The sequence below is a fragment of the Oceanobacillus sp. HCA-5259 genome, from assembly GCF_037892815.1.
Classification (GTDB): domain Bacteria; phylum Bacillota; class Bacilli; order Bacillales; family Amphibacillaceae; genus Oceanobacillus; species Oceanobacillus indicireducens.
Genome location: NZ_JBBKBV010000030.1, coordinates 24,221 through 45,384, shown reverse-complemented (window position 1 = coordinate 45,384; position 21,164 = coordinate 24,221). Strand labels below are relative to the sequence as shown.

At 43.4% G+C, this 21,164-nt stretch carries 22 protein-coding genes; all 22 read left to right on the top strand.

The features are described 5' to 3' along the window. The first annotated feature begins 151 nt into the window (after nt 1–151). The 22 genes from WKU33_RS14595 to atpG all read left to right on the top strand — a co-directional run bounded on the left by WKU33_RS14595 (nt 152) and on the right by atpG (nt 21,132). A complete protein-coding gene (locus tag WKU33_RS14595; protein WP_156854231.1) occupies nt 152–397 on the top strand; it encodes a type B 50S ribosomal protein L31 in 246 nt (81 codons plus the stop codon). 622 nt (nt 398–1,019) lie between these two features. Next, nucleotides 1,020–1,643, top strand: coding sequence for a thymidine kinase (locus WKU33_RS14590; protein WP_156854233.1), 624 nt, complete (start codon nt 1,020–1,022; stop codon nt 1,641–1,643). A gap of 401 nt (nt 1,644–2,044) precedes the next feature. Further along, nucleotides 2,045–3,115 (top strand): peptide chain release factor 1, encoded by a 1,071-nt coding sequence (prfA, locus tag WKU33_RS14585; RefSeq protein ID WP_340455320.1) that lies wholly within the window; start codon nt 2,045–2,047, stop codon nt 3,113–3,115. A 1-nt stretch (nt 3,116) separates the two neighbouring features. After that, the gene (gene prmC, locus WKU33_RS14580; RefSeq protein ID WP_336251706.1) at nt 3,117–3,974 is read left to right on the top strand and encodes a peptide chain release factor N(5)-glutamine methyltransferase; all 858 of its coding nucleotides are present in this window, start codon (nt 3,117–3,119) and stop codon (nt 3,972–3,974) included. A 176-nt stretch (nt 3,975–4,150) separates the two neighbouring features. Further along, entirely contained in the window at nt 4,151–4,753 is a 603-nt protein-coding gene (spoIIR, locus tag WKU33_RS14575; protein ID WP_340455318.1) for a stage II sporulation protein R, read from the top strand. 63 nt (nt 4,754–4,816) lie between these two features. Beyond that, nucleotides 4,817–5,218 (top strand): hypothetical protein, encoded by a 402-nt coding sequence (locus WKU33_RS14570; RefSeq protein ID WP_156854241.1) that lies wholly within the window; start codon nt 4,817–4,819, stop codon nt 5,216–5,218. 221 nt (nt 5,219–5,439) lie between these two features. Next, complete coding sequence (locus WKU33_RS14565; protein WP_336251704.1) at nt 5,440–6,453, top strand: L-threonylcarbamoyladenylate synthase; 1,014 nt, start codon at nt 5,440–5,442, stop codon at nt 6,451–6,453. 508 nt (nt 6,454–6,961) lie between these two features. Further along, on the top strand, nt 6,962–7,513 hold the full coding sequence (locus tag WKU33_RS14560) for a manganese efflux pump MntP (RefSeq protein WP_232334278.1): 552 nt from the start codon (nt 6,962–6,964) through the stop codon (nt 7,511–7,513). A gap of 144 nt (nt 7,514–7,657) precedes the next feature. Continuing rightward, on the top strand, nt 7,658–8,116 hold the full coding sequence (locus tag WKU33_RS14555) for a low molecular weight protein arginine phosphatase (protein WP_340455315.1): 459 nt from the start codon (nt 7,658–7,660) through the stop codon (nt 8,114–8,116). Between the two features lie 6 nt (nt 8,117–8,122). Further along, nucleotides 8,123–9,412 carry a methyl-accepting chemotaxis protein gene (locus WKU33_RS14550; RefSeq protein ID WP_156854249.1) on the top strand — a complete coding sequence of 430 codons (1,290 nt, stop codon included), beginning with the start codon at nt 8,123–8,125 and terminating at the stop codon, nt 9,410–9,412. A 21-nt stretch (nt 9,413–9,433) separates the two neighbouring features. Then, entirely contained in the window at nt 9,434–9,874 is a 441-nt protein-coding gene (gene rpiB / locus WKU33_RS14545) for a ribose 5-phosphate isomerase B (RefSeq protein WP_156854251.1), read from the top strand. 44 nt (nt 9,875–9,918) lie between these two features. After that, nucleotides 9,919–10,491, top strand: coding sequence for a TIGR01440 family protein (locus WKU33_RS14540; RefSeq protein ID WP_340455313.1), 573 nt, complete (start codon nt 9,919–9,921; stop codon nt 10,489–10,491). A gap of 66 nt (nt 10,492–10,557) precedes the next feature. Further along, on the top strand, nt 10,558–11,811 hold the full coding sequence (gene glyA / locus WKU33_RS14535) for a serine hydroxymethyltransferase (RefSeq protein ID WP_340455311.1): 1,254 nt from the start codon (nt 10,558–10,560) through the stop codon (nt 11,809–11,811). Nucleotides 11,812–11,987: 176 nt separating this feature from the next. Next, complete coding sequence (upp, locus tag WKU33_RS14530) at nt 11,988–12,617, top strand: uracil phosphoribosyltransferase (protein WP_156854257.1); 630 nt, start codon at nt 11,988–11,990, stop codon at nt 12,615–12,617. 430 nt (nt 12,618–13,047) lie between these two features. Then, a complete protein-coding gene (locus tag WKU33_RS14525; protein ID WP_156854259.1) occupies nt 13,048–15,192 on the top strand; it encodes a S8 family serine peptidase in 2,145 nt (714 codons plus the stop codon). A 570-nt stretch (nt 15,193–15,762) separates the two neighbouring features. Further along, entirely contained in the window at nt 15,763–16,146 is a 384-nt protein-coding gene (locus WKU33_RS14520) for an ATP synthase subunit I (RefSeq protein WP_156854261.1), read from the top strand. A 142-nt stretch (nt 16,147–16,288) separates the two neighbouring features. Further along, nucleotides 16,289–17,038 (top strand): F0F1 ATP synthase subunit A, encoded by a 750-nt coding sequence (atpB, locus tag WKU33_RS14515; protein ID WP_156854263.1) that lies wholly within the window; start codon nt 16,289–16,291, stop codon nt 17,036–17,038. Between the two features lie 44 nt (nt 17,039–17,082). Then, the gene (gene atpE / locus WKU33_RS14510; protein ID WP_188855780.1) at nt 17,083–17,295 is read left to right on the top strand and encodes a F0F1 ATP synthase subunit C; all 213 of its coding nucleotides are present in this window, start codon (nt 17,083–17,085) and stop codon (nt 17,293–17,295) included. Between the two features lie 295 nt (nt 17,296–17,590). Next, nucleotides 17,591–18,118: a F0F1 ATP synthase subunit B gene (atpF, locus tag WKU33_RS14505; protein ID WP_156854267.1), complete on the top strand. Its 528-nt coding sequence runs from the start codon at nt 17,591–17,593 to the stop codon at nt 18,116–18,118. Further along, complete coding sequence (locus WKU33_RS14500) at nt 18,115–18,660, top strand: F0F1 ATP synthase subunit delta (protein WP_156854269.1); 546 nt, start codon at nt 18,115–18,117, stop codon at nt 18,658–18,660. Before atpF ends, WKU33_RS14500 begins: the two co-directional genes overlap by 4 nt. 18 nt (nt 18,661–18,678) lie before the next feature. After that, entirely contained in the window at nt 18,679–20,190 is a 1,512-nt protein-coding gene (gene atpA, locus WKU33_RS14495; RefSeq protein ID WP_156854271.1) for a F0F1 ATP synthase subunit alpha, read from the top strand. Nucleotides 20,191–20,271: 81 nt separating this feature from the next. Then, a complete protein-coding gene (atpG, locus tag WKU33_RS14490; RefSeq protein ID WP_340455307.1) occupies nt 20,272–21,132 on the top strand; it encodes an ATP synthase F1 subunit gamma in 861 nt (286 codons plus the stop codon). Nucleotides 21,133–21,164 lie beyond the last annotated feature (32 nt).

The window sequence follows — 21,164 nt, the reverse complement described above, 5'->3', positions numbered from 1 at the left end:
ATAACTTTTTGGTATAAAAAAATGATTGCAAACTTAAACTGATGCTGGTATAATTCTTTTATGTGAGTTTTGATAAGTTTTTTACCACTTATGACGGCTCTTACAATAACTCTGTCTCCGCAGGATTCAGGGCAAAAAGGAGTGGAATGAAATGAAAAAGGATATTCATCCAGAATACCGTAAAGTAGTTTTTCTTGATACAAGCTCAGATTTCAAATTCTTAAGCGGCTCTACAAGAGAGTCTAACGAAACGATTGAATGGGAAGACGGCAACACGTACCCACTAATCAAAGTTGAAATCAGCTCAGACTCCCACCCGTTCTATACAGGCAAACAAAAAGCCGATCGCGTAGGCGGACGAGTAGACCGATTCAAGAAGAAATATAATATGAAATAAAAAGGTGAGGCGACTGTTCGGAAGCTGAACGCTAGCAAGGGACCGAAAAGCGGGTGCACTTCCCGCTATTCGTGTCCCTTGCTTATGACGGCAGCTTCAAGGAGCCGAATCTAGATTGAACCTAGATTGAACAAAAGGGTGAAAGGACTCGCCCAGCGACGAAAAGCATAAGTCAGAAGCCGCAGAGTGCCCGCTATTGGCACTCGGAGGATTATGGCTTATGTCTCGAGTCGCCAGCCCTTAAATCTAGATTGAAATAATAAAAAAGACAGGCAAAATGTCGAAAGCCAATTTGCCTGTCTTTTGTTTGTTTATATATCATGCTTGTTACACTCAAAATTAATTTTAATATTTTTCTCGAACAGGGTTAAAATACACTGCAAATTGGTATACACTTGTATAAGTAATCTGTTAACGACATAAAGGCGGAAGTGCCCATACAGGCTAAGTACGCGATTCGTTACGCGGGCGCCTATACTAAGCACGTCCGGTAGGCAAAGCGGCGTACAAACTGAAGCAGTCCGAGTCACTGGGCGCTAGACGTGGCTAGTACTAGCAACTAGTTATTCACAGCATTTTTATTTTATTGTTTGCTATGCAACAAGAAAAGAGGTCAACGCACATGTATATGATGAAGCAAAGCGGCTGGATCGAAGTAATTTGCGGCAGCATGTTTTCAGGAAAATCAGAAGAGCTTATTCGCCGGATTCGCCGCGCCAGCTATGCAAATATGCAGATTCGCGTGTTTAAGCCGGTAATCGACAACCGGTATGACGACGAGTCCGTCGTATCTCATAACGGAACGACAATTATGGCTCGCCCGATCAAACATGCAAAAGATATATTCGAGTACGTCGACGAAACGGTTGAAGTTGTCGGCGTCGATGAAGTGCAATTTTTTGATGAATCAATCATTGAAGTAATTGATGAACTCGCCAATCGCGGCATCCTTGTCATTGCTGCCGGACTCGACACCGATTTCCGCGGTGAACCATTCGGGCCGATGCCAAGATTAATGGCGATGAGTGAATACGTAACGAAACTTAATGCAATTTGCCCGATTTGCGGATCACCTGCAACGCGCACGCAACGATTAATCAACGGAAAACCAGCCTCCTACGATGATCCGGTCATTCTCGTCGGTGCCTCTGAATCCTATGAACCAAGATGCAGACACCATCATGAAGTACCGAACAAACCTAGTAGAATAGGTTTCGTTAACAAGTTAACAAACAGCACAAAATAGAGCATTTTTAATCGATTGGAGTTTAGTAGAGAAGTTTTAAACTTTCGAACGAGTCGGTAGAGCATTACCTGAATTGATTTAGGTGCTCTAACCGCTCGAACAGGCGGGCAACTGACGTCTTCGGCTTATTATGGGCTCTAATCGTTTGAAAAAACGTACCGGGCTCACTACTTCGATTGATTATAAGTGCTCCAACCTCTCAAACAAGAATGCCACCCACTTACTCCAGCTTATAATCGCTGGAAAAACGAGCTGATTCAACTTTCCGGTCGTTTATAAGCAGTATAACTCAATCAACGACTTACCTCGGGTGTTTACCACCTCCGCATCTTAAAAAAATTTTGACCAACTGTAGCGGCTATACTATAATTAGAGTGTTAATTCAAAAAGAGGTGTTCGTGATGTTAGATCGCTTACAAGCGTTGGAAGATCGTTATAATAAATTGAATGAATTATTAAGTGACCCGGAAGTGTCGAGTGATCCGAATAAATTACGCGAGTACGGGAAAGAACAATCTGATTTGGAAGATGTTGTTCAAGCATACCGCGAATATAAAAGTTTATCGACTGAGCTTTCCGATGCAAAAGAAATGCTCGAGGATGAGCTCGACGGTGATATGGAAGAAATGGTAAAAATGGAAATCAGTGAACTTGAAGAACAACTCGAGACATTAGAAGACAATATGAAAGTCCTTCTATTGCCAAAAGACCCGAACGATGGTAAAAACGTTATCGTGGAAATCCGCGGTGCGGCAGGTGGAGACGAAGCAGCGCTCTTTGCTGGTGATTTATACCGGATGTATTCCCGTTATGCCGAAGAAAAGGGCTGGAAAACGGATGTGATGGAAGCAAACACGACAGGTGTCGGCGGCTATAAAGAGATTATCTTCATGATTAATGGAAAAGATGTATATTCTCGCTTGAAGTACGAAAACGGTGCCCACCGTGTGCAGCGTGTACCAGAAACAGAATCTGGCGGACGTATCCATACATCGACCGCAACCGTTGCAGTACTTCCGGAAGCGGAAGAAGTGGAAATAGATATCCATGAAAAAGATATACGTGTTGATACCTTTGCCTCGAGCGGACCTGGAGGACAAAGTGTTAACACGACAATGTCAGCCGTTCGTTTGACCCACGAACCAACAGGAATTGTCGTCTCCATCCAAGATGAGAAATCACAAATTAAAAACAAAGAAAAAGCAATGAAAGTTCTGCGCGCAAGAATTTATGATAAATACCAGCAGGAAGCTCAAGCAGAATATGATGAAACGCGTAAGTCTGCGGTTGGTACAGGTGACCGTTCCGAACGTATCCGCACATATAATTTCCCGCAGAACCGTGTAACGGATCATCGTATCGGGCTTACTATCCAAAAGCTCGATCAAATTCTTGACGGGAAACTAGATGAATTTATTGAGGCCCTAGTTTTAGAAGAACAGACAGCGAAATTAGAGCAAATTGGTGAATAAAATGACGTTAAAACAATATGAAGTCCTGAAACGGGCTTCTCTTTTTTTAGAAGCAAATAACCGAGAACCTCGTTTTGCCGAGTTACTCCTCCAACATCATCTCGGCCTCTCGCGATCAGCATTTTTCCTAAATATGCGTGAGACGATTCCGGAAGAAGTGTATCATGCTTTTCAAACGGATCTGGAAAAGCATGTAAACACGGGTATCCCATTACAGCATCTTACCGGTTATGAGGAATTTTACGGCCGGCGTTTTCAGGTGAATGAATCAGTCCTCATTCCCCGCCCGGAAACGGAAGAACTCGTGCAGCATACGATTGCAGCCGTATACTTGAGGGGAAATCAAAAGGTGAGAATCGTTGATGTAGGTACGGGTAGCGGAATTATTGCGATTACACTGGCCTTGGAACTCCCTGAAGCAGACGTTTTCGCAACCGATATTTCCGAGGCAGCACTCCACGTCGCGCGGGCGAATGCAGCGAGGCTTGGAGCTGATGTTACTTTTTTTGAAGGTGATTTTTTACAACCACTCACGGAAAGACAACTACCTGTGGATATCCTCGTTTCAAATCCGCCTTATATTGCTGAAGCGGAACGGGGGGAACTTCATGACACGGTGAAAAACTTCGATCCCGATCTTGCCCTTTTTGCGGAAGACGACGGACTTGCTGCATATAAAAAAATCGTGAAACAAGCAACAGAGCTTATCAATCGAAACGGCTTGATTGCCTTTGAAATCGGGCATATGCAAGGAGAAGCAGTGAAACAACTTGTAGAGGAAAGTTTCCCTGACAGCAATGTGGAAATCATTCAAGATATCAACGGAAAAGATCGTATCGTTCTCGTAAAAATCTGCTAAAGTGAAACTCATTCAGTGGGTGTATCCTTACCTCGCCCACTGAATGTTTAGTTGAACAGAATCAGGTATTACAGACCGTTAATACGTGACAAATAACTTTTTACTAGAATACTAGTTTAAATTTTCGTTTCTTTGGTCATACTGTGGATAATTCAGTTGAAAAAGGAGTACCGAAAATGAAAAAACTAGTATTCTTTATTTTTATTATAGCTTTTATGTGGACAAGTCTTGCGGGATGGACTCCCGATGAACAAACAGAAAATCTAGATTACCAGGTCATTCCTGACGAAGCGATTCGCCTGCGGATTTTAGCAAACAGTGATGAGGAAAAGGACCAACAAATCAAGCGTGAGGTAAGAGATGAAGTTAACAGAGTAGTAAGCAGATGGGTGGCGGATATTACAGATATTGAGGAAGCACGCGAACTCATTCAGGAGCGTCTGCCTGAAATTGACGAGCTTGTCGGAGAAGTTTTGCAAGAGTCGGATTCGGATGAAAATAGGGAATACACAGTAGATTACGGCAAGAATATTACGTTTCCAATGAAGTTGTATGGAGACTATCTGTACCCGGCAGGTGAGTATGAAGCGATTTTAATTACACTTGGTGAAGGTGATGGCTCCAACTGGTGGTGTGTGTTATTCCCGCCCCTTTGCTTTCTTGATTTCTCATTCGGAACAACGGTAGAAGCGAAAGATGGCGAGTTAGACCAAGAACTAGAGGAAGAAGAGGAAACCGAGATTAAATTTTTCCTTTTTGAATGGCTTGGTTGGTCATAGTTTTCTTCGATTTGCATAACATGTCAGAAAGGGAACAATCAAATCTAGTAGAGGTGAATCGAAATGAAAGTAATGCCCGTAAAACACGCGACCTATGAGCAGCTTGATGATTTCTTGACGAGAAATGACCGTATCGATAAACCGTTACTCTTTGATAAGGGATTTGTAGTAGAAATTGGAGGGCGGATTGAGGCGAGTTTTATTCTTGATGAACTGGATTCTGGTGGATGTTGGTTGAAGCAGCTCTATATTACCCAGTCACATGCCGCGAAGTTACCTGTCTTGCTGGAAACGATTCTGCAGATTGCCCGTAAACAAGAGGCAAAAATTGTATATGTCCACAGTCACCAACCGGTTGTGGATATCCTGCTTGAGTCGCTTGACTTCCAACAGGAAAAAAATAAACAAAATATCCCCGAGAAGTCAGTAACATCAGGGTGTTGGTGGAGTTATCACGTTTCGTAAACAGCTATTTTATTTTCCACATTTTCCTGTGAATAACTTGTTGATAATTTACTTATAAATTTCAAAATGTTTATATGCCCACTTATTTTGAATAAAGTCCTGTGGATAAATTGCCGCAGGATTTTTTGTGGATAAATCAGTGGATTGCACAATATAAAAATATCAACTAAACTGGTAACATAGTAGCGAAGGTTAACGAAAGAGAAACGAGGATTTAATGAATGGAAACGAAACGATGGAACATACAACGAGGAACGACGATAAATAAACAATTCATTAGCGAGGCAGCTGCCCTCCTAAAGGCTGGAGAGACCGTTGCTTTTCCGACTGAGACGGTGTATGGTCTTGGAGCTGATGCAACGAACAAGTCAGCCGTCGCGAAGATATTTGAAGCGAAGGGGAGACCTCAAGATAATCCGCTTATCGCCCATGTCGCAAATGTTGAACAATTGCAACAACTTGTGGATAACCTCCCCGAATATGTGGATGATTTAATTACTGCTTTTTCTCCCGGTCCATTAACATACGTGCTCGAAAGTAATGGGGCTTGTGCAGAGAATGTGACTGCTGGACTATCCACAATCGGTGTGCGTATCCCTGATCATCCGGTTGCCTTGGAGCTGCTTCAAGCATGTAATTTCCCGGTCGCTGCCCCGAGTGCCAATCTTTCAGGTAAGCCGAGTCCGACCACCGCAAACCATGTGGATGAGGACTTAAACGGGAAGATATCGGGGATTGTAGATGGTGGTCCGACTGGGGTGGGTGTGGAGTCTACTGTCATTTCCTGTAGGGAACACGATGTTGTGATTCTTCGCCCAGGTGGCATTACGAAAGAACAAATTGAACAAATTGTTCCTGTTGCCGAGCCCGTGAATGAAACTGTGGATAAACCTGCCTCCCCGGGGATGAAATATAAACATTATTCACCGGATGTTCCCCTGTGGCTTGTGGACGGAGGTGCGGAGAAAATCCAAAACGTAATTGCTGAGGAAACCGCGAAAGGAAAAAAGGTTGCTCTTCTTGCACGTGATACGATCCTCGAGCTTGTCGAAGCAGATTTGAAACTTAGCCTCGGCTCCAGCTTAGAAGATGTTGCAAATAAGCTGTATGATAACTTACGGAAAGTTAAAAGATCGGATGTGGATATAATCGTTTCTGAAGTTTTTCCCGAATCGGGAATCGGACAAGCAATCATGAACCGTTTGAAAAAAGCGAAGACGGATTATATCCCTTAGTTTAATTATAGTAATTGGATGAAAAAAGCGATTCGTCTCGCAACATCGACATTAACGCGTTCTGTGCGTCGAAACTTCCGCTGAATGAAGTTTCGTTTTATTAAACGCTGGTGGTATAATAAGAAGTAAGAGTATTGTGGATAATTAAAATTGCAGGTACGGCGTCCGCACCCAGCAAAACTCAAATGAATTACAACTTCATGATATAGTCTAAAGCTCCCCGTCCTCTTAATCTCGCTTCAGGTAAAAAGGAAATCGATTAAGATCACGCACATATAGGCACCAACATCGAACTTCTTTCCATCCTGGAGGTACAGTTTGTGCATTGCTGTGACTACTGAACGCGCTCGTACAAAAATTCCTCGGTGGGACGATTAATCGCAATCTTTAGGCGGCCGCGCGAAAGCAAATCTTACTGTATGGCGCGGTTTTCGTCTTTGTTAATTTTCCACATATCCCCTCTTGGACATGCATATAGTGTATAAGCATGTCCAAGGGGGGATTTTTGTTGGGCATTTCAACAGGAGAATTTGTCACACTCATTTTTATGGGCCAGGCTCTTGCACTGGACGCTTTTTCGGTCTGCCTAGGGATCGGCATGCAGCAGATCCGATTAAAACGCATTCTGTGGATAAGTTTAATCATTGGGGCATTTCATATCATCATGCCGTTAATTGGAATTCTTATGGGAATAATGGTAGCAGGGCCATTTGAAAGTTATGCCCACCTGATCGGGGGAGCGTTACTTGTTTTCATCGGTTCCCAGATGTTTTTCAACGCTTTTACCGAAGAGAAAAAACTCATCATCCAGCCAGCTGGAATTGGTCTGATTATCCTTAGCTTTACCGTAAGCATGGATAGCTTCACAGTCGGTTTTGGTCTTGGGATTACAGGGGTCCATATTGCGCTTGCCCTTATATTATTCGGTGCATCCAGTGCCTTGTTATCTTGTATCGCCTTATTAATCGGGCGCCGTGTTCAAGGATTTCTAGGAAGATACAGTGAACTCCTTGGCGGAAGCATCCTATTCGGATTTGGCCTATACATCCTGCTCGCTTGAAAGGGACAGGGGGTCAGAGCATTTGTCCCGCGAAATGGGACAAATGCTCTGACCCCCTGTCCCGATTTTTCTGTCCGTGGGTGCTAGAGTGTGGTATATTTATAGGTAGATAGTCAGTGTTATCTTGCTTGGGGGGGAAAAGAGATGAATATTTTATTTGTTTGTACAGGGAATACGTGCCGCAGTCCGATGGCGGAAGCGATTTTACGGGATCGATATCCACAGGTCGCGGTTCAATCGGCAGGAGTTTTTGCTGTAGATGGAGTCTGTGCAAGTGGCAATACTTATAAAGCACTGGAGGAGTGTAATATTACACTGGATCACCGTTCCCAACCAGCCACTGAAGAATTGCTCCAGTGGGCAGAGCTTGTCCTTACAATGACGAGTCAGCATAAGGAGCTGCTTATTATGGAATATCCAGAATATGAAGCGAAAATTTACACACTGAAAGAGTACACAGGTAACGCAGATGAAGAAAGTCACGAGTATGATATTTCCGATCCATACGGTGGTGACTTGCACGTATACCGTTCCACTCGTGCAGAATTAGTAGAGCAAATCGACCGCCTAATAGAAAAAATAGAATCGGCAAAGGGGAAATAATAGTAAATGGAGAGAAAATATTCATTCAGTATCCGTAAGAAGCTTGTTTTATTCACCGTTTCATTAGCCATTATTACATATAGCACATCATTTGTTTTTATTTTTTTCCTATATGACTTTTTCCAGGATTACATACCGTTCAGTCTCGAGTGGTTCACAATCATTACCTTTATTCTTGGAATCACGTGGTCGGGCATCCTAGCCTTCTTCTTCGCGAGTTTTATCACCAAATCGATTGAAAAACTGGAAAAAGTTGCCACGATTGCAGCGGAAGGAAACTTGAACCAGACAGTCGAAATCCCGAAATCGAATGACGAAATACGTGGTCTGGCCCTCTCATTCAACACCATGCTGACGAATTTAAATAGTATCGTACAAAATATTGATGAAAACTTTGACAAGACGAATCAAGCGGTTATACAAATGAAAGAAGCATCAACAACTGCCCATACTCATTCCCGAATGATCGGTACATCGATTGGGGAAATCTCAAATGGGGCTGAAGATTCCTCTGTAGCGATTCAAAATACAGCAGAATCTGTCGAAATTGCGTCCGATCTTGCCTTAAAAGTTCAAGACCGGGCAGGGGAGTCAAAGGGTAAATCCGATCAAATGCTTGATACATTGAATGCGACGAAGGAAGTCGTGAACAATCTTGTTCAAGGCATTGACCAGATAGCAAAAGAACAGCAAGTGTCGTTAACTAGTGTTAATAATTTAAAACAAAATGCGATTCAAGTGGAATCCATTATCTCGATGGTTGGAGAAATCGCCGAACAGACGAACCTCCTTGCGTTAAATGCCTCTATTGAAGCGGCAAGGGCGGGAGAGCACGGGCAGGGATTTGCGGTTGTCGCAGAAGAAATTCGGAAACTCGCTGACCAAAGTGCCGGGGCTGTTCAGCAAATCTCTCGGCTTATCGGTTCCATCCAAGATGACGTGAAAAATGTTGTCGAAAATATTAATCAAAATGTCGTTTTTGCAAATAATGAAGCAAAGAATGGAAAACAGTCGAATGAGACGTTTGCAGAAATGTCCAATTCAGTCATGGAAGTAGCGTCCGAAATCGAAACAATCTCCGGCCTTGTTGATAAGCAATTACAGTCGATTCAAGATACGAGCCGTGAATCCCAGGAAGTTGCAGCAATTGCGGAAGAAACTTCAGCCGGTGCGGAAGAAGTGAACGCGGCAATTCAAGAACAGGTGGCTAGCATTGAAGATGTGGACCGCCTCGCAACAGAAATTGAAGAACATGCGAATCAATTGAAAAAACAAATACAGCAATTCCAACTTTAAAAAAGGAAAGGAAGAAACAACATGAAAGTTTTAATAACAGGCGACCATGCAGGCTTAACATTAAGGAATGAAGTGGCGGATTTAATGGATGAAATGGGAATTGAGTACGAAGATGCTGGAGCGAGTTGTGCAACCTCTGTCGATTATCCAGACTACGCCCTCCCAGCAGCAGAACGGATTGCAAACGGAGAGTTTGACCGGGGAATTTTCATCTGTGGAACAGGAATTGGCATGTCGATTGCTGCGAATAAAGTAAAAGGAATCCGCTGTGCTTTAGTGCATGACGTATTCAGTGCCCGGGCAACGAGAGAACATAACAACTCCAATGTTCTTGCGATGGGGGAGCGCGTTATCGGACCATCTCTAGGAAGAGAAATTGCCAAAGTTTGGCTTGAAACCGAGTTCCAAGGGGACCGTCATGCAAAAAGAATTGAAAAAATCCATTCCTATGAAGACAAATAAGTAGTATAGTAGAGGCATGGTTATTTTTCTGAAAAAAATGTTTAATGGAGGGAAGCCAAGTGACGTTAATCGAACAAGTAAAAGTGGATTTGGAGAAAATCGTCGATGAATGGCTTGCGACTGATTATTTACGTGAAGATGAACTTTTCGTAATCGGTTGTTCCACAAGCGAGGTGGCAGGGAAGAAAATCGGTACAGCAGGTACAGAGGATATTGCCGCCCATATTTTCAGAGAACTGAACCGTTTAAAGCAAGAAGCGAATATCCAGCTTGCTTTCCAATGCTGTGAACATTTGAACCGTGCCCTCGTTGTCGAACAAAACGCAGCAAAAACTTTCGGCCTTGATGAGGTAACAGTCATTCCTGTTCCGGAAGCTGGCGGATCGATGGCTTCTTTCGCCTACAAGCATATGGAAGAACCGGTCGTCGTTGAATCACTTGGGGCAAAAGCTCACGCCGGGTTGGATATTGGAGAAACGATGATTGCCATGCATTTAAAACCGGTTGTAGTCCCTTTGCGTTTCAGCAAGAAATATATCGGGGAAGCTCGGATTGGCCTCGCACGGACGAGACCGAAATTAATTGGCGGCGAACGAGCCGTTTATCAAGACACTTGAAGCGATTAAATAGAAGGATATATGTCCTTTTCATAATATTTAACAACTTACAGGGAGGACTCTACAATGGAACAAGTCAAGCAAACTGGATTAGAGCAAACGGATCCGGAATTATATCAAGCAATTGAGGATGAAAAGAAACGTCAACAAGACAACATCGAACTGATTGCTTCCGAGAACTTCGTATCAGAAGCGGTGATGGAAGCGATGGGATCTGTCTTGACGAATAAATATGCGGAAGGTTACCCGGGAAAACGTTACTATGGTGGTTGTACATACGTTGACGTGGCGGAAGATCTGGCGCGTGACCGTGTGAAACAGCTTTTTGGTGCGGATCATGCGAACGTACAACCACACTCTGGAGCCCAAGCGAACATGGCTGTTTATTCAGCTATTTTACAGCCGGGGGACACTGTACTTGGAATGAACTTAAACCATGGTGGGCACCTTACCCACGGGAGTCCCGTTAACTTCAGCGGTAAACTGTATAACTTTGAAGAGTATGGGGTAGACGAAAAAAATGAACAGCTCGATTACGATGCTGTTTTAGCAAAAGCAAAAGAAGTAAAACCGAAGCTGATTGTAGCTGGTGCAAGTGCTTATTCCCGGACGATTGATTTTAAGAAATTCCGTGAAATCGCGGATGCAGTCGATGCTTACTTGATGGTCGACATGGCTCATATCGCCGGCCTTGTTGCGGCAGGTGTTCATCCAAACCCGGTACCACATGCCCATTTTGTAACGACGACAACTCATAAAACGTTACGCGGCCCACGCGGTGGTGTTATCCTTTGTGAACAAGAATTCGCGAAGAAAATCGACAGCTCTGTATTCCCTGGGATGCAAGGCGGTCCACTCATGCACGTTATCGCTGCAAAAGCTACTGCGTTCAAAGAAGCATTATCTGATGACTTTAAAACATACGCAAAGCAAGTTGTTAAAAACGCTGCAGTCTTTGCAGAAGAATTATCGAAAGCAGGCATCCGCATCGTTTCCGGCGGTACAGATAACCACCTCTTGCTCCTTGACGTGAAGCCACTTGGATTCACTGGTAAGGATGCAGAAGAAGTGCTCGACAGTGTATTAATTACAACGAATAAAAACACGATTCCATTCGATACAGAAGGCCCGTTCATTACAAGCGGTGTCCGAATCGGAACAGCAGCTGTCACGACCCGTGGCTTCAAAGAAGAGGAAATCAAAGAAGTCGCAGAAATTATGGTTACTGCACTTAAAAACCACAAGAACAAAGACGTTCTTGAAGAATTAAAACAACGCGTCCTCAATTTGAACGCACGCTTTCCATTATATGCGAAATAATGAATAATCGAGGTTGGAATTTATCCCAGCCTCTTTTTTTCGTGTAATTAGCTGAGGGTTGTCACCACTAAAATGTAGTTCAACATTTTTTCAAAAATATATAATCCTGCTTGAATATCTTGTCGTTTTTCCGTATACTTTTAGGGATATGAAAATTTTAAAGGAGTGATCTGCAATTGAGTAGAGTATTCGTATTAGATCATCCGTTAATTCAACATAAATTAACGAAAATCCGTGATAAACACACAGGCACCAAAGAATTCCGTGAACTAGTTGATGAAGTGGCCATGTTAATGGCATTCGAAATCACAAGAGATCTTCCTTTAATGGACGTGGAAACAGAAACCCCTGTAACAGTTGCGAAAACAAAAGAACTCGTTGGGAAAAAAATCGGCCTTATTCCAATCCTTCGTGCCGGACTTGGAATGGTTGAAGGGGTACGCAAATTAATCCCAGCTGCAAAAGTAGGACATGTCGGACTATATCGTGATCCAGAAACGCTCAAGCCAGTCGAATATTACATTAAGCTTCCATCTGATATCTCAGATCGAGAACTGATCGTAATTGACCCGATGCTAGCAACAGGTGGTTCAGCAAACGATGCCATCCACTCACTAAAAAAACGCGGCGCAAAAAATATCAAACTCATGTGCCTAGTTGCTGCTCCAGAAGGTGTGGACGTCATCAAAGAAGACCATCCAGACGTTGATATTTATCTAGGTGCAATCGATGATGGTTTAGATGAGAACGGCTATATTATACCAGGTCTTGGTGACGCTGGTGACCGTTTATTCGGTACAAAATAAATAGGAAGTATGCAGTCTTTTTTGTAAAGAACTGCATACTTTTTTCTTTGGCTTTGGCTGCTTATGCCTGTAATCATTCGAATCCGGTTGTTTGTCGTTTCCTTGTGTGATGAGAGGGCTTGTAATCATTCGAATCCGTTTATTTGTCGTTTCCTTATGTGATGAGAGGGCTTGTAATCATTCGAATCCGTTTATTTGTCGTTTCCTTATGTGATGAGAGGACTTGTAATCGCTCGAACTCGAGTTTTTCTCGTACCTTCAAGTGATGAGGCCAGCTGTAATTCCTCGAACCGGAGCATCCCTGCGTTCCCTCGCATGATAAGACGTTGCAATTCTGCCCTAAACACTTACCCCCCACTCACAAAAAAACATACATATATTTACACTTTTATTAAAAACTAACCCTATCATGACAAAAGGAGCGGCCAACATGAGAGGATTTATTTTTTTCCTGATCGCGAGCTTCGTTTATTTTCCCGCCGTTCATGCGGAGGAAGTGGAAACGGTCATTATCGAAGTGGAGGGGAACGTGGAAGCGCACGCGGATTATATCAAAAACTATCATCCATTTATTGAAGTCGTCGCAACTTATTCGACTTTATTTAATGGTATCGCCCTACAAGGAAAACCAGAACAACTCGAGCGGCTGCACACAGCAGAATTCATAACAGGTATCCATGACGTCCAGACGTACAAAGCCGATCCGTTACATTCATCGGGACAACCGAAAACCGAGCCGCGAGACGCCCGGCAAAACTATACTGGGAAAAATATCAAAGTCGGAGTAATCGATACTGGGATTGACTACACCCATCCCGATTTAAAAAGTAACTTTGCTGGCGGGTACGATGTTTTTGATCTTGATGAAGACCCGATGGAAACAATACCGGAAGAAGGGATGCCGACGAGCCATGGAACTCATGTCGCAGGGATAATCGCGGCGAACGGAGAGTTGCAAGGAATAGCTCCTGAAGCCTCACTCTACGCTTATCGTGCTCTGGGCCCGGGTGGTTTTGGCTCGACAGTCCATGTGCTTGCCGCCCTTGAACAAGCGGTAAAAGACAAGATGGATGTCATCAATCTCTCCCTCGGTAATGAAGTCAATGGTCCCGACTATCCGACGAGTATTGCGGTTGATAAGGCAGTTGAGCTCGGTATTCCCGTCGTCATTGCCAATGGAAATAGCGGACCTGAGCCTTGGACGGTCGGGAGTCCAGCGACCGCAAAAAATGCTTTAGCTGTAGGGGCAGTTCAAGCACCTACTGAGGTGCCATATCTTTACCACGCGCCGGATAATAAAAAAATCTCCCTAGCTGCAATGCAGGGAGCGCCGGCCTGGGAGCTCACGAAGGATTATAAAATTGTAAACGCAGATGAAGACAGCACGAATCTTAACGGGAAAATTGCCCTGTTCGAGCGAGGGGAAGTAACCTTCCGAGACCTTGCACTGCAAGCGCAGGAAAAAGGTGCAGCAGCTGTTTTAATTTATAATAACGAACCTGGAGAACTCCATGGAGGCATCGAAAATGAAGAAGACGCGACAGTGGAAATCCCAGTTGCTGGAATTACAAAAGAGGACGGGGAATGGCTTATCGAACAGAATGTAACGTATCTCGATACCGTTTATGAATCCCTCGATACAACAATTGCTGCCTTCAGTTCCCGCGGACCTGTCACTGTCAATTGGCAGATCAAACCGAATGTAACGGCACCTGGAGCAGCAATCAACAGTACCGTTCCTGGAGGATATGAGCATTTGAGCGGAACAAGTATGGCAGCTCCATATGTTGCGGGTGCGGTTGCTTTACTAAAAGAAGCCCACCCGGACTGGGGTGTGGATACGATTTATCATGCATTAGAAACAACAGCAGTACCGCTACAGACAGAGAACGGTGATTTTCACGCACCATCGATTCAAGGACATGGCCTTATCCAACCAGAACAAGCAATCGAAACTCCGACTATTATAAAGAATGGAACACTTGAAGCAGGGAAAATTACAGAACGGCATGAAGCAGAGGAGTTTACCGTACAACTCGAAAATCGCTCATCTGATACCCAATCCTTTTCCTTTGACATTCCAAAGAGTGAACGGGGCATCGAATGGGAGCTTCCCTTATCGTTTGACGTCGCGCCGCACGAGACAGAAGAAATAAAAATCAAACTGAACATTACAAGCACGGAACTGGAAGAAGGGGTCCACGAAGGTTTCCTGACATTAAAGGAACAAACGGAAAATAAGACATATCATTTACCATATCTTTTCGTGAACCAATCGGCCGACCAGCCGAAAATTGCAGGGATAGAATTTAGTCTGAAACCATTTAGAGAAGATGTATACAGCTATAGTCTTTATTCAACAGAGGAATTGCAGCTCGTGTCAGTTGATTTATATGATCCCGACACCTTAACCTACCGTGGAAATTTACTGGAACTGGAAGAACCGACTGTCGGAATGAACGAAGGAGAAATCCCTAGTTACAAATTAACACCAGGCAACTATCTCGGTATCATCACCGCTATCAACAAAGACGAAAGAATAGAAACAACAGAAATCCCTCTCCACATCGAATAAAAACAGGACTTGGGGTCGAAGGCAATACTCTAATGGGACAACGCCTCTGACCCCGATGTCCCACCCTAATGGGACAACGCCTCTGACCCCAATGTCCCACCGAATATCCGGGATGTTTGAAAAACCGTTCACAGAAACGTCATATTTATGATGCTTGATTTCCTTTATAATAGTGGTGGATTAGAAGTGGTATGGTAGGTTTAACCTGTGATGAATTGATGGATAAAAGTGTTACGAAATGAATGTCATTTATCTATGGATTCTAATTGACAATGACCGTTCCAGTAAGGTACACTATCTTAGTGTGAGTATGGACATTTTTCGATAATTATTCGTTATTTATTCGAAAATTCGTCTGACTTTGTTAAAAAACATACAAATAGAGTAAACGATTCTGTTGGAGGTTTTTAGCAAGACTCATAAGTACATAAGTATAGGTCGCTGATTCTTGCAAGTTTCTGGCAACTGGAGGTACATCACCTTCTGCTATCGGGTAGAAGAACTGCGCCTCGCAAGTGGGAAGTTCATTGCCTGCCTGCGAATGTTTCACAGTAGGAGCGTAGAATACAAATGAACGAATTTGAAAGTATGATAACGCGCCAACGTAAATGGATGCTCTATTTACTGGCACTTATAGTGCTCGGAGTTGGGTTTCTTCCTTATACAAGGATTCTTAATGGACTCCTGTTAGGTGGAGCAATCAGTTTCTACAACCTATGGCTGCTCCAGCACAAGACAAAGCAGCTTGGTGATAGAGTAGCAGAATCAGGTGAGGCACGTGGAGGTTTGGGAACGTTCTCTAGAATGGCGGCAGCAGTATTAGGTGTGCTTATCGCAATTCGCTTTGAGGAAAACTTTCATATTATTGCTGTAGTAATTGGTTTGATGCTTTCTTACATCATACTCGGTCTTGATGGAATGTTTCGTTTTGTAATCAACAAAAAGTCAAGATGAATTCTGCACTACATACTACCTGCAGCTGTAATATGTAGGTTTTAAGGTGGGTATCTAAAATATCCACACAACCGCAATTTGACTGTTATCGTAGAAAAACAGTCAAATGTTCGAAAACCATCGATGTAAAGGGGTGATAATTTTGGATCATACAGCTCCAATAGTTGAAGATGTTTTTGGGATATCCTGGCTCGACTTTAACCTCGCAAACGTATTTATGATTGCAGTAATTTCCACACTTGTATTCATCGTCTGTGTATGGGCAAGTCGCAACCTCCAAATGAAGCCGACAGGAAAACAGAACGTCATGGAGTGGGCCATTGAATTTGTAAGAGGTATCATCAGCGACACGATGGACTGGAAGACAGGGAAACAATTCTTGCCACTCGGTCTCACACTCGCGCTCTACATTTTATTCAGTAACGTTGCAGGACTCGTCACCGTTGTTACAATTGGGGACGACCTCTGGTGGAAATCACCAACAGCTGACGCAACACTAACCTTAACATTGTCAACCATGGTTGTTGTGTTAACACACTATTACGGAATCAAACTACGCGGGACGAAACATTATCTCAAGACTTATGTCAGTCCAGTTCCTTTGATGCTACCGTTTAAGATTATTGAGGAATTTACCAACACCTTAACACTTGGTCTCCGTCTATTCGGTAACCTCTATGCAGGTGAAATTCTCTTAAGTCTACTTATTGGATTAACAGCTACAGGATTTGCAACTGGAATTGGTTCCGGGATCCTTAGTTTCGTACTATCAGCAGTTCCAACACTTGCCTGGATGGGCTTCAAGCTATTCATTGGTGCAATTCAGGTATACGTATTCGTTATGTTAACAATGGTGTACATGTCTCATAAAGTGAGCGTAGAAGACCATTAAATAAAAAAACAATAGCTTTAAGATAAAAAAGGAGGAAATTTTTAATGGGAGCTTTAGCAGCAGCAATCGCAATCGGACTTGCAGCATTAGGTGCGGGTCTAGGTAACGGAATGATCGTTAGTAAGGCACTGGAAGGTATTGCAAGACAGCCAGAACTCAAAGGTTCACTACAAGGTACAATGTTTATTGGGGTAGCACTAGTTGAGGCGATTCCAATCATCGCAGCGGTTATCGCATTCATGGCTATTTTCTTGTAAGAACACGTTCTTAAATAAGTTGAAAATGGCGAGGATCGATTTGTGGAATCTTCGCCATTCCTTTATTGCGGTGTAACTGGAGGCAGGACCTATATCAAGAATGGACGAAAAATGGAAGTTCTAAGTGGGATATCCTCGCGTCCAGTAACGGCCGATTGGTTTTACTAACATTTTTAGGGATGAAAAGAACACCCCTAAAATTAAGTTTTACTTTATGAAATGAAAAATCACTTGATTGTAGTATAAATGGAAGCGGGAAGCCGTTTCCGAAAGATCCGTGAAAGGAGTGAAAGCAGTGCATTCATACATCGACTTTATGTCTGTAGGTGCAGCTGTAGGAGGATTACGAGTGGGCGATATGCTTGTTCAATTAATCTTCTTCCTAATTCTACTTGCATTACTGAAAAAGTTCGCGTGGGGACCAGTCATGAACATGATGGAAAAGCGGGAAAACTATGTTGCTAATGAAATCGATGCAGCAGAAAAAAGCCGCGCGGAAGCTGAAAAGGCCGCAAAAGACGCAGCCGACCAGCTTAACAACGTAAGACAGGAAGCACAGAAAATTATTGAAGATGCAAAAACTGCCGGTGTAAGACAAGAGCAGGACATCATTGAATCTGCACGCGCGGAAGCTGAACGTATCAAAGAACAGGCGCAAGCGGATATCCAAAATGAAAAAGAACAGGCAATCCAAGCGCTTCAAGCACAAGTTGCTTCCCTATCTGTGTTAGTGGCAAGTAAAGTAATTGAGAAAGAAATCAATGAACAAGACCAAGCGGAATTCATTAATGACTACATTAAAGAGGTAGGAGAAGAGCGATGAGTGAAGTCGTAGTAGCCAAGCGTTATGCAGATGCTCTTTTTCAACTAGCTTTAGAAAAATCCACACTGGACCAATTTGTGGATGATTTAAAAGTCGTCCGTGACGTCTTTCAAACAAATGAAGATTTAAACGCATTCCTATTGCATCCAAGAGTGAATGGGGAACAAAAAGAACAGCTTGTAACAAAAAGCTTCAAAGGCTTACATACAGATGTCGTTAATACAGTAAAACTCCTTGTACAACGCCATCGTACAATGCTTATTCCATCCATTGTTGAAACGTTCATTAAACGGGTGAACGACGCAAAAGGAATTGAAGTTGCAACTGTTTATTCTGTTCGCGAACTGACCGCTGATGAGAAACATAATTTGAAGATATCTTTTGCCAAACGAATCGGTAAAACGACCCTCGAATTTGAGAATGTCATTGATCCGTCTCTTGTTGGCGGCATTAAAATTCGCGTCGGGAACACGATTTATGACGGTTCAGTCAGTGGGAAATTGCGCCGGATTGAGCGGAAAATTGCAGTAGCAAACAAATGATGATAGGGGTGAAATGGTATGAGCATTAATGCGGAAGAGATTAGTAAGCTGATAAAACAGCAAATCGAAAACTTTGAAACAGATATCGAAGTTTCGGATGTTGGAACAGTTATTGAAATCGGGGACGGGATTGCACGTGCACACGGCCTTGAGAATGCAATGGCTGGAGAACTACTCGAATTTGAAAATGGAGTCATGGGACTCGCACAGAACCTTGAAGAAAGTAACGTAGGTATCGTTATTCTTGGTGAGTTTACAGACATCAAAGAAGGCGATGAAGTTCGCCGTACAGGAAGAATCATGCAAGTACCAGTTGGAGAGGAGCTTCTGGGACGCGTTGTCAACACATTAGGTCAGCCGATTGATGGTCAGGGCCCAATTAACACAACGAAAACTCGTCCAATTGAAGCGGCTGCTCCAGGAGTAATGGACCGTCAATCGGTATTCGAACCATTACAGACAGGTATTAAAGCGATTGACGCGCTTGTACCAATTGGACGCGGACAGCGTGAATTAATCATCGGTGACCGTCAGACAGGTAAAACAACCGTAGCAATCGACACGATTATTAACCAAAAAGATCAAGATATGATCTGTATTTATGTTGCAATCGGACAAAAAGAATCCACTGTACGTTCTACAGTAGAAGTCCTTCGCCGTTACGGCGCATTAGACTATACAATTGTTGTATCTGCTGGTGCATCTGACCCGGCGCCATCCCTCTACCTTGCTCCATATGCAGGTGTAGCGATGGGTGAAGAATTCATGTACAACGGAAAACACGTACTCGTCGTTTATGATGACTTATCAAAACAAGCGACAGCATATCGTGAACTTTCCTTGCTATTACGCCGCCCGCCAGGACGTGAAGCTTTCCCAGGAGATGTATTCTACCTCCACTCACGTCTACTTGAGCGTGCAGCAAAACTGAGTGACGCAAAAGGCGGCGGATCTTTAACCGCACTGCCATTCGTTGAAACACAAGCAGGAGATATTTCTGCATATATTCCAACAAACGTAATCTCCATTACAGACGGACAAATTTTCTTACAGTCCGACCTCTTCTTCTCCGGCGTACGTCCGGCGATTAACCCAGGTCTATCTGTATCCCGTGTAGGTGGAGATGCACAAATTAAAGCGATGAAGAAAGTTGCAGGTACATTACGTCTTGACCTTGCTTCATTCCGTGAGCTTGAGGCCTTCTCCCAGTTCGGTTCCGACCTTGACGCAGCAACACAAGCCAAGCTGAACCGCGGGGAGCGAACAGTTGAAGTACTGAAACAAGGGCTGCATAAGCCACTCGCTGTAGAAAATCAAGTGATGATTATCTACGCACTTACGAAAGGCTTCCTCGATGATATTCCAGTGGAAGATATCGTCCGCTTTGAAGAGGAAATGAATATCTGGCTCGCTACAAACGAGAGCGAACTACTAGAAGAAATCCGCACAACCGGACAACTTCCAGATGCAGAGAAGATGGATGGAGCTGTAACAGCGTTTAAGAATACTTTCTTACCATCAAATGCGTAAAAATTAATTAAAAAACCCGAGGTCCGGTGTTCTTTTATACCGGTCCTCTCCCATATCACTGCGAAAGGGTGGTGAAATAGCTTGGCATCACTTAGAGATTTGAAAGCACGAATTGACTCTACAAAAAAGACGAAGCAAATTACTGGTGCGATGGAAATGGTATCTGCCTCTAAAATGGGAAGAGCAGAACGTAACGCAAAAGGTTTTGTCCCTTATAGCGACAAGATTCAGCAAGTTGTCGGCAGTATTGCTAACAGCCATACTGATGTCTCACACCCAATGCTGACAAAACGCAAGGTAAACAAGACTGGTTACCTCATTATCACATCAGATAAAGGACTTGTCGGAGCGTATAACAGTCATGTTTTGCGAGACCTCATGAAGACAATTGAAGAGCGTCATAACGACCCATCTGAATATACCCTCATCGTCATGGGATCAAAAGGCTTTGAGTATTGTAGAAGACGTAATTTACCAATTGGCAAAAGTATCCTTGGTGTAGCAGATCAACCGGAATATGCCGAAATTAGAGAACTGGCTTCCGAGACGGTGCAAATGTACACAGATGGAGAAATTGATGAATTAATCATTTTCCATAACCATTATGTCAGTGCAATTTCACAGGTCGTTACACAGAAGCAGTTACTACCGATAGAAGATATCGCAGATCTAGGAAATGCGAACAGTGAATACGAATATGAACCAAATGAACAGAAGATTTTAGATGTATTGCTACCACAATATGCTGAGAGTCTAATTTTCGGTGCATTATTAGACGCAAAAGCGAGTGAACATGCGGCGAGTATGACTGCAATGAAGAGCGCTACTGATAATGCGAATGAATTGATCGATGACCTTTCACTTGCATATAACCGTGCACGTCAAGCAGCAATCACGCAAGAAATCACCGAAATTGTTGGTGGAGCGGCTGCACTTGAATAGCAGATTGGAGATTATTGTTAGGAGGGAAATCC

Excerpts from the sequence above, each read along its gene's own strand:
- WKU33_RS14595 (WP_156854231.1), top strand. The coding sequence starts at position 152 with ATGAAAAAGGATATTCATCCAGAATACCGTAAAGTAGTTTTTCTTGAT.
- WKU33_RS14590 (WP_156854233.1), top strand. The coding sequence starts at position 1,020 with ATGTATATGATGAAGCAAAGCGGCTGGATCGAAGTAATTTGCGGCAGC.
- prfA (WP_340455320.1), top strand. The coding sequence starts at position 2,045 with ATGTTAGATCGCTTACAAGCGTTGGAAGATCGTTATAATAAATTGAAT.
- prmC (WP_336251706.1), top strand. The coding sequence starts at position 3,117 with ATGACGTTAAAACAATATGAAGTCCTGAAACGGGCTTCTCTTTTTTTA.
- spoIIR (WP_340455318.1), top strand. The coding sequence starts at position 4,151 with ATGAAAAAACTAGTATTCTTTATTTTTATTATAGCTTTTATGTGGACA.
- WKU33_RS14570 (WP_156854241.1), top strand. The coding sequence starts at position 4,817 with ATGAAAGTAATGCCCGTAAAACACGCGACCTATGAGCAGCTTGATGAT.
- WKU33_RS14565 (WP_336251704.1), top strand. The coding sequence starts at position 5,440 with ATGGAAACGAAACGATGGAACATACAACGAGGAACGACGATAAATAAA.
- WKU33_RS14555 (WP_340455315.1), top strand. The coding sequence starts at position 7,658 with ATGAATATTTTATTTGTTTGTACAGGGAATACGTGCCGCAGTCCGATG.
- WKU33_RS14550 (WP_156854249.1), top strand. The coding sequence starts at position 8,123 with ATGGAGAGAAAATATTCATTCAGTATCCGTAAGAAGCTTGTTTTATTC.
- rpiB (WP_156854251.1), top strand. The coding sequence starts at position 9,434 with ATGAAAGTTTTAATAACAGGCGACCATGCAGGCTTAACATTAAGGAAT.
- WKU33_RS14540 (WP_340455313.1), top strand. The coding sequence starts at position 9,919 with ATGGAGGGAAGCCAAGTGACGTTAATCGAACAAGTAAAAGTGGATTTG.
- glyA (WP_340455311.1), top strand. The coding sequence starts at position 10,558 with ATGGAACAAGTCAAGCAAACTGGATTAGAGCAAACGGATCCGGAATTA.
- WKU33_RS14525 (WP_156854259.1), top strand. The coding sequence starts at position 13,048 with ATGAGAGGATTTATTTTTTTCCTGATCGCGAGCTTCGTTTATTTTCCC.
- WKU33_RS14520 (WP_156854261.1), top strand. The coding sequence starts at position 15,763 with ATGAACGAATTTGAAAGTATGATAACGCGCCAACGTAAATGGATGCTC.
- atpE (WP_188855780.1), top strand. The coding sequence starts at position 17,083 with ATGGGAGCTTTAGCAGCAGCAATCGCAATCGGACTTGCAGCATTAGGT.
- WKU33_RS14500 (WP_156854269.1), top strand. The coding sequence starts at position 18,115 with ATGAGTGAAGTCGTAGTAGCCAAGCGTTATGCAGATGCTCTTTTTCAA.
- atpA (WP_156854271.1), top strand. The coding sequence starts at position 18,679 with ATGAGCATTAATGCGGAAGAGATTAGTAAGCTGATAAAACAGCAAATC.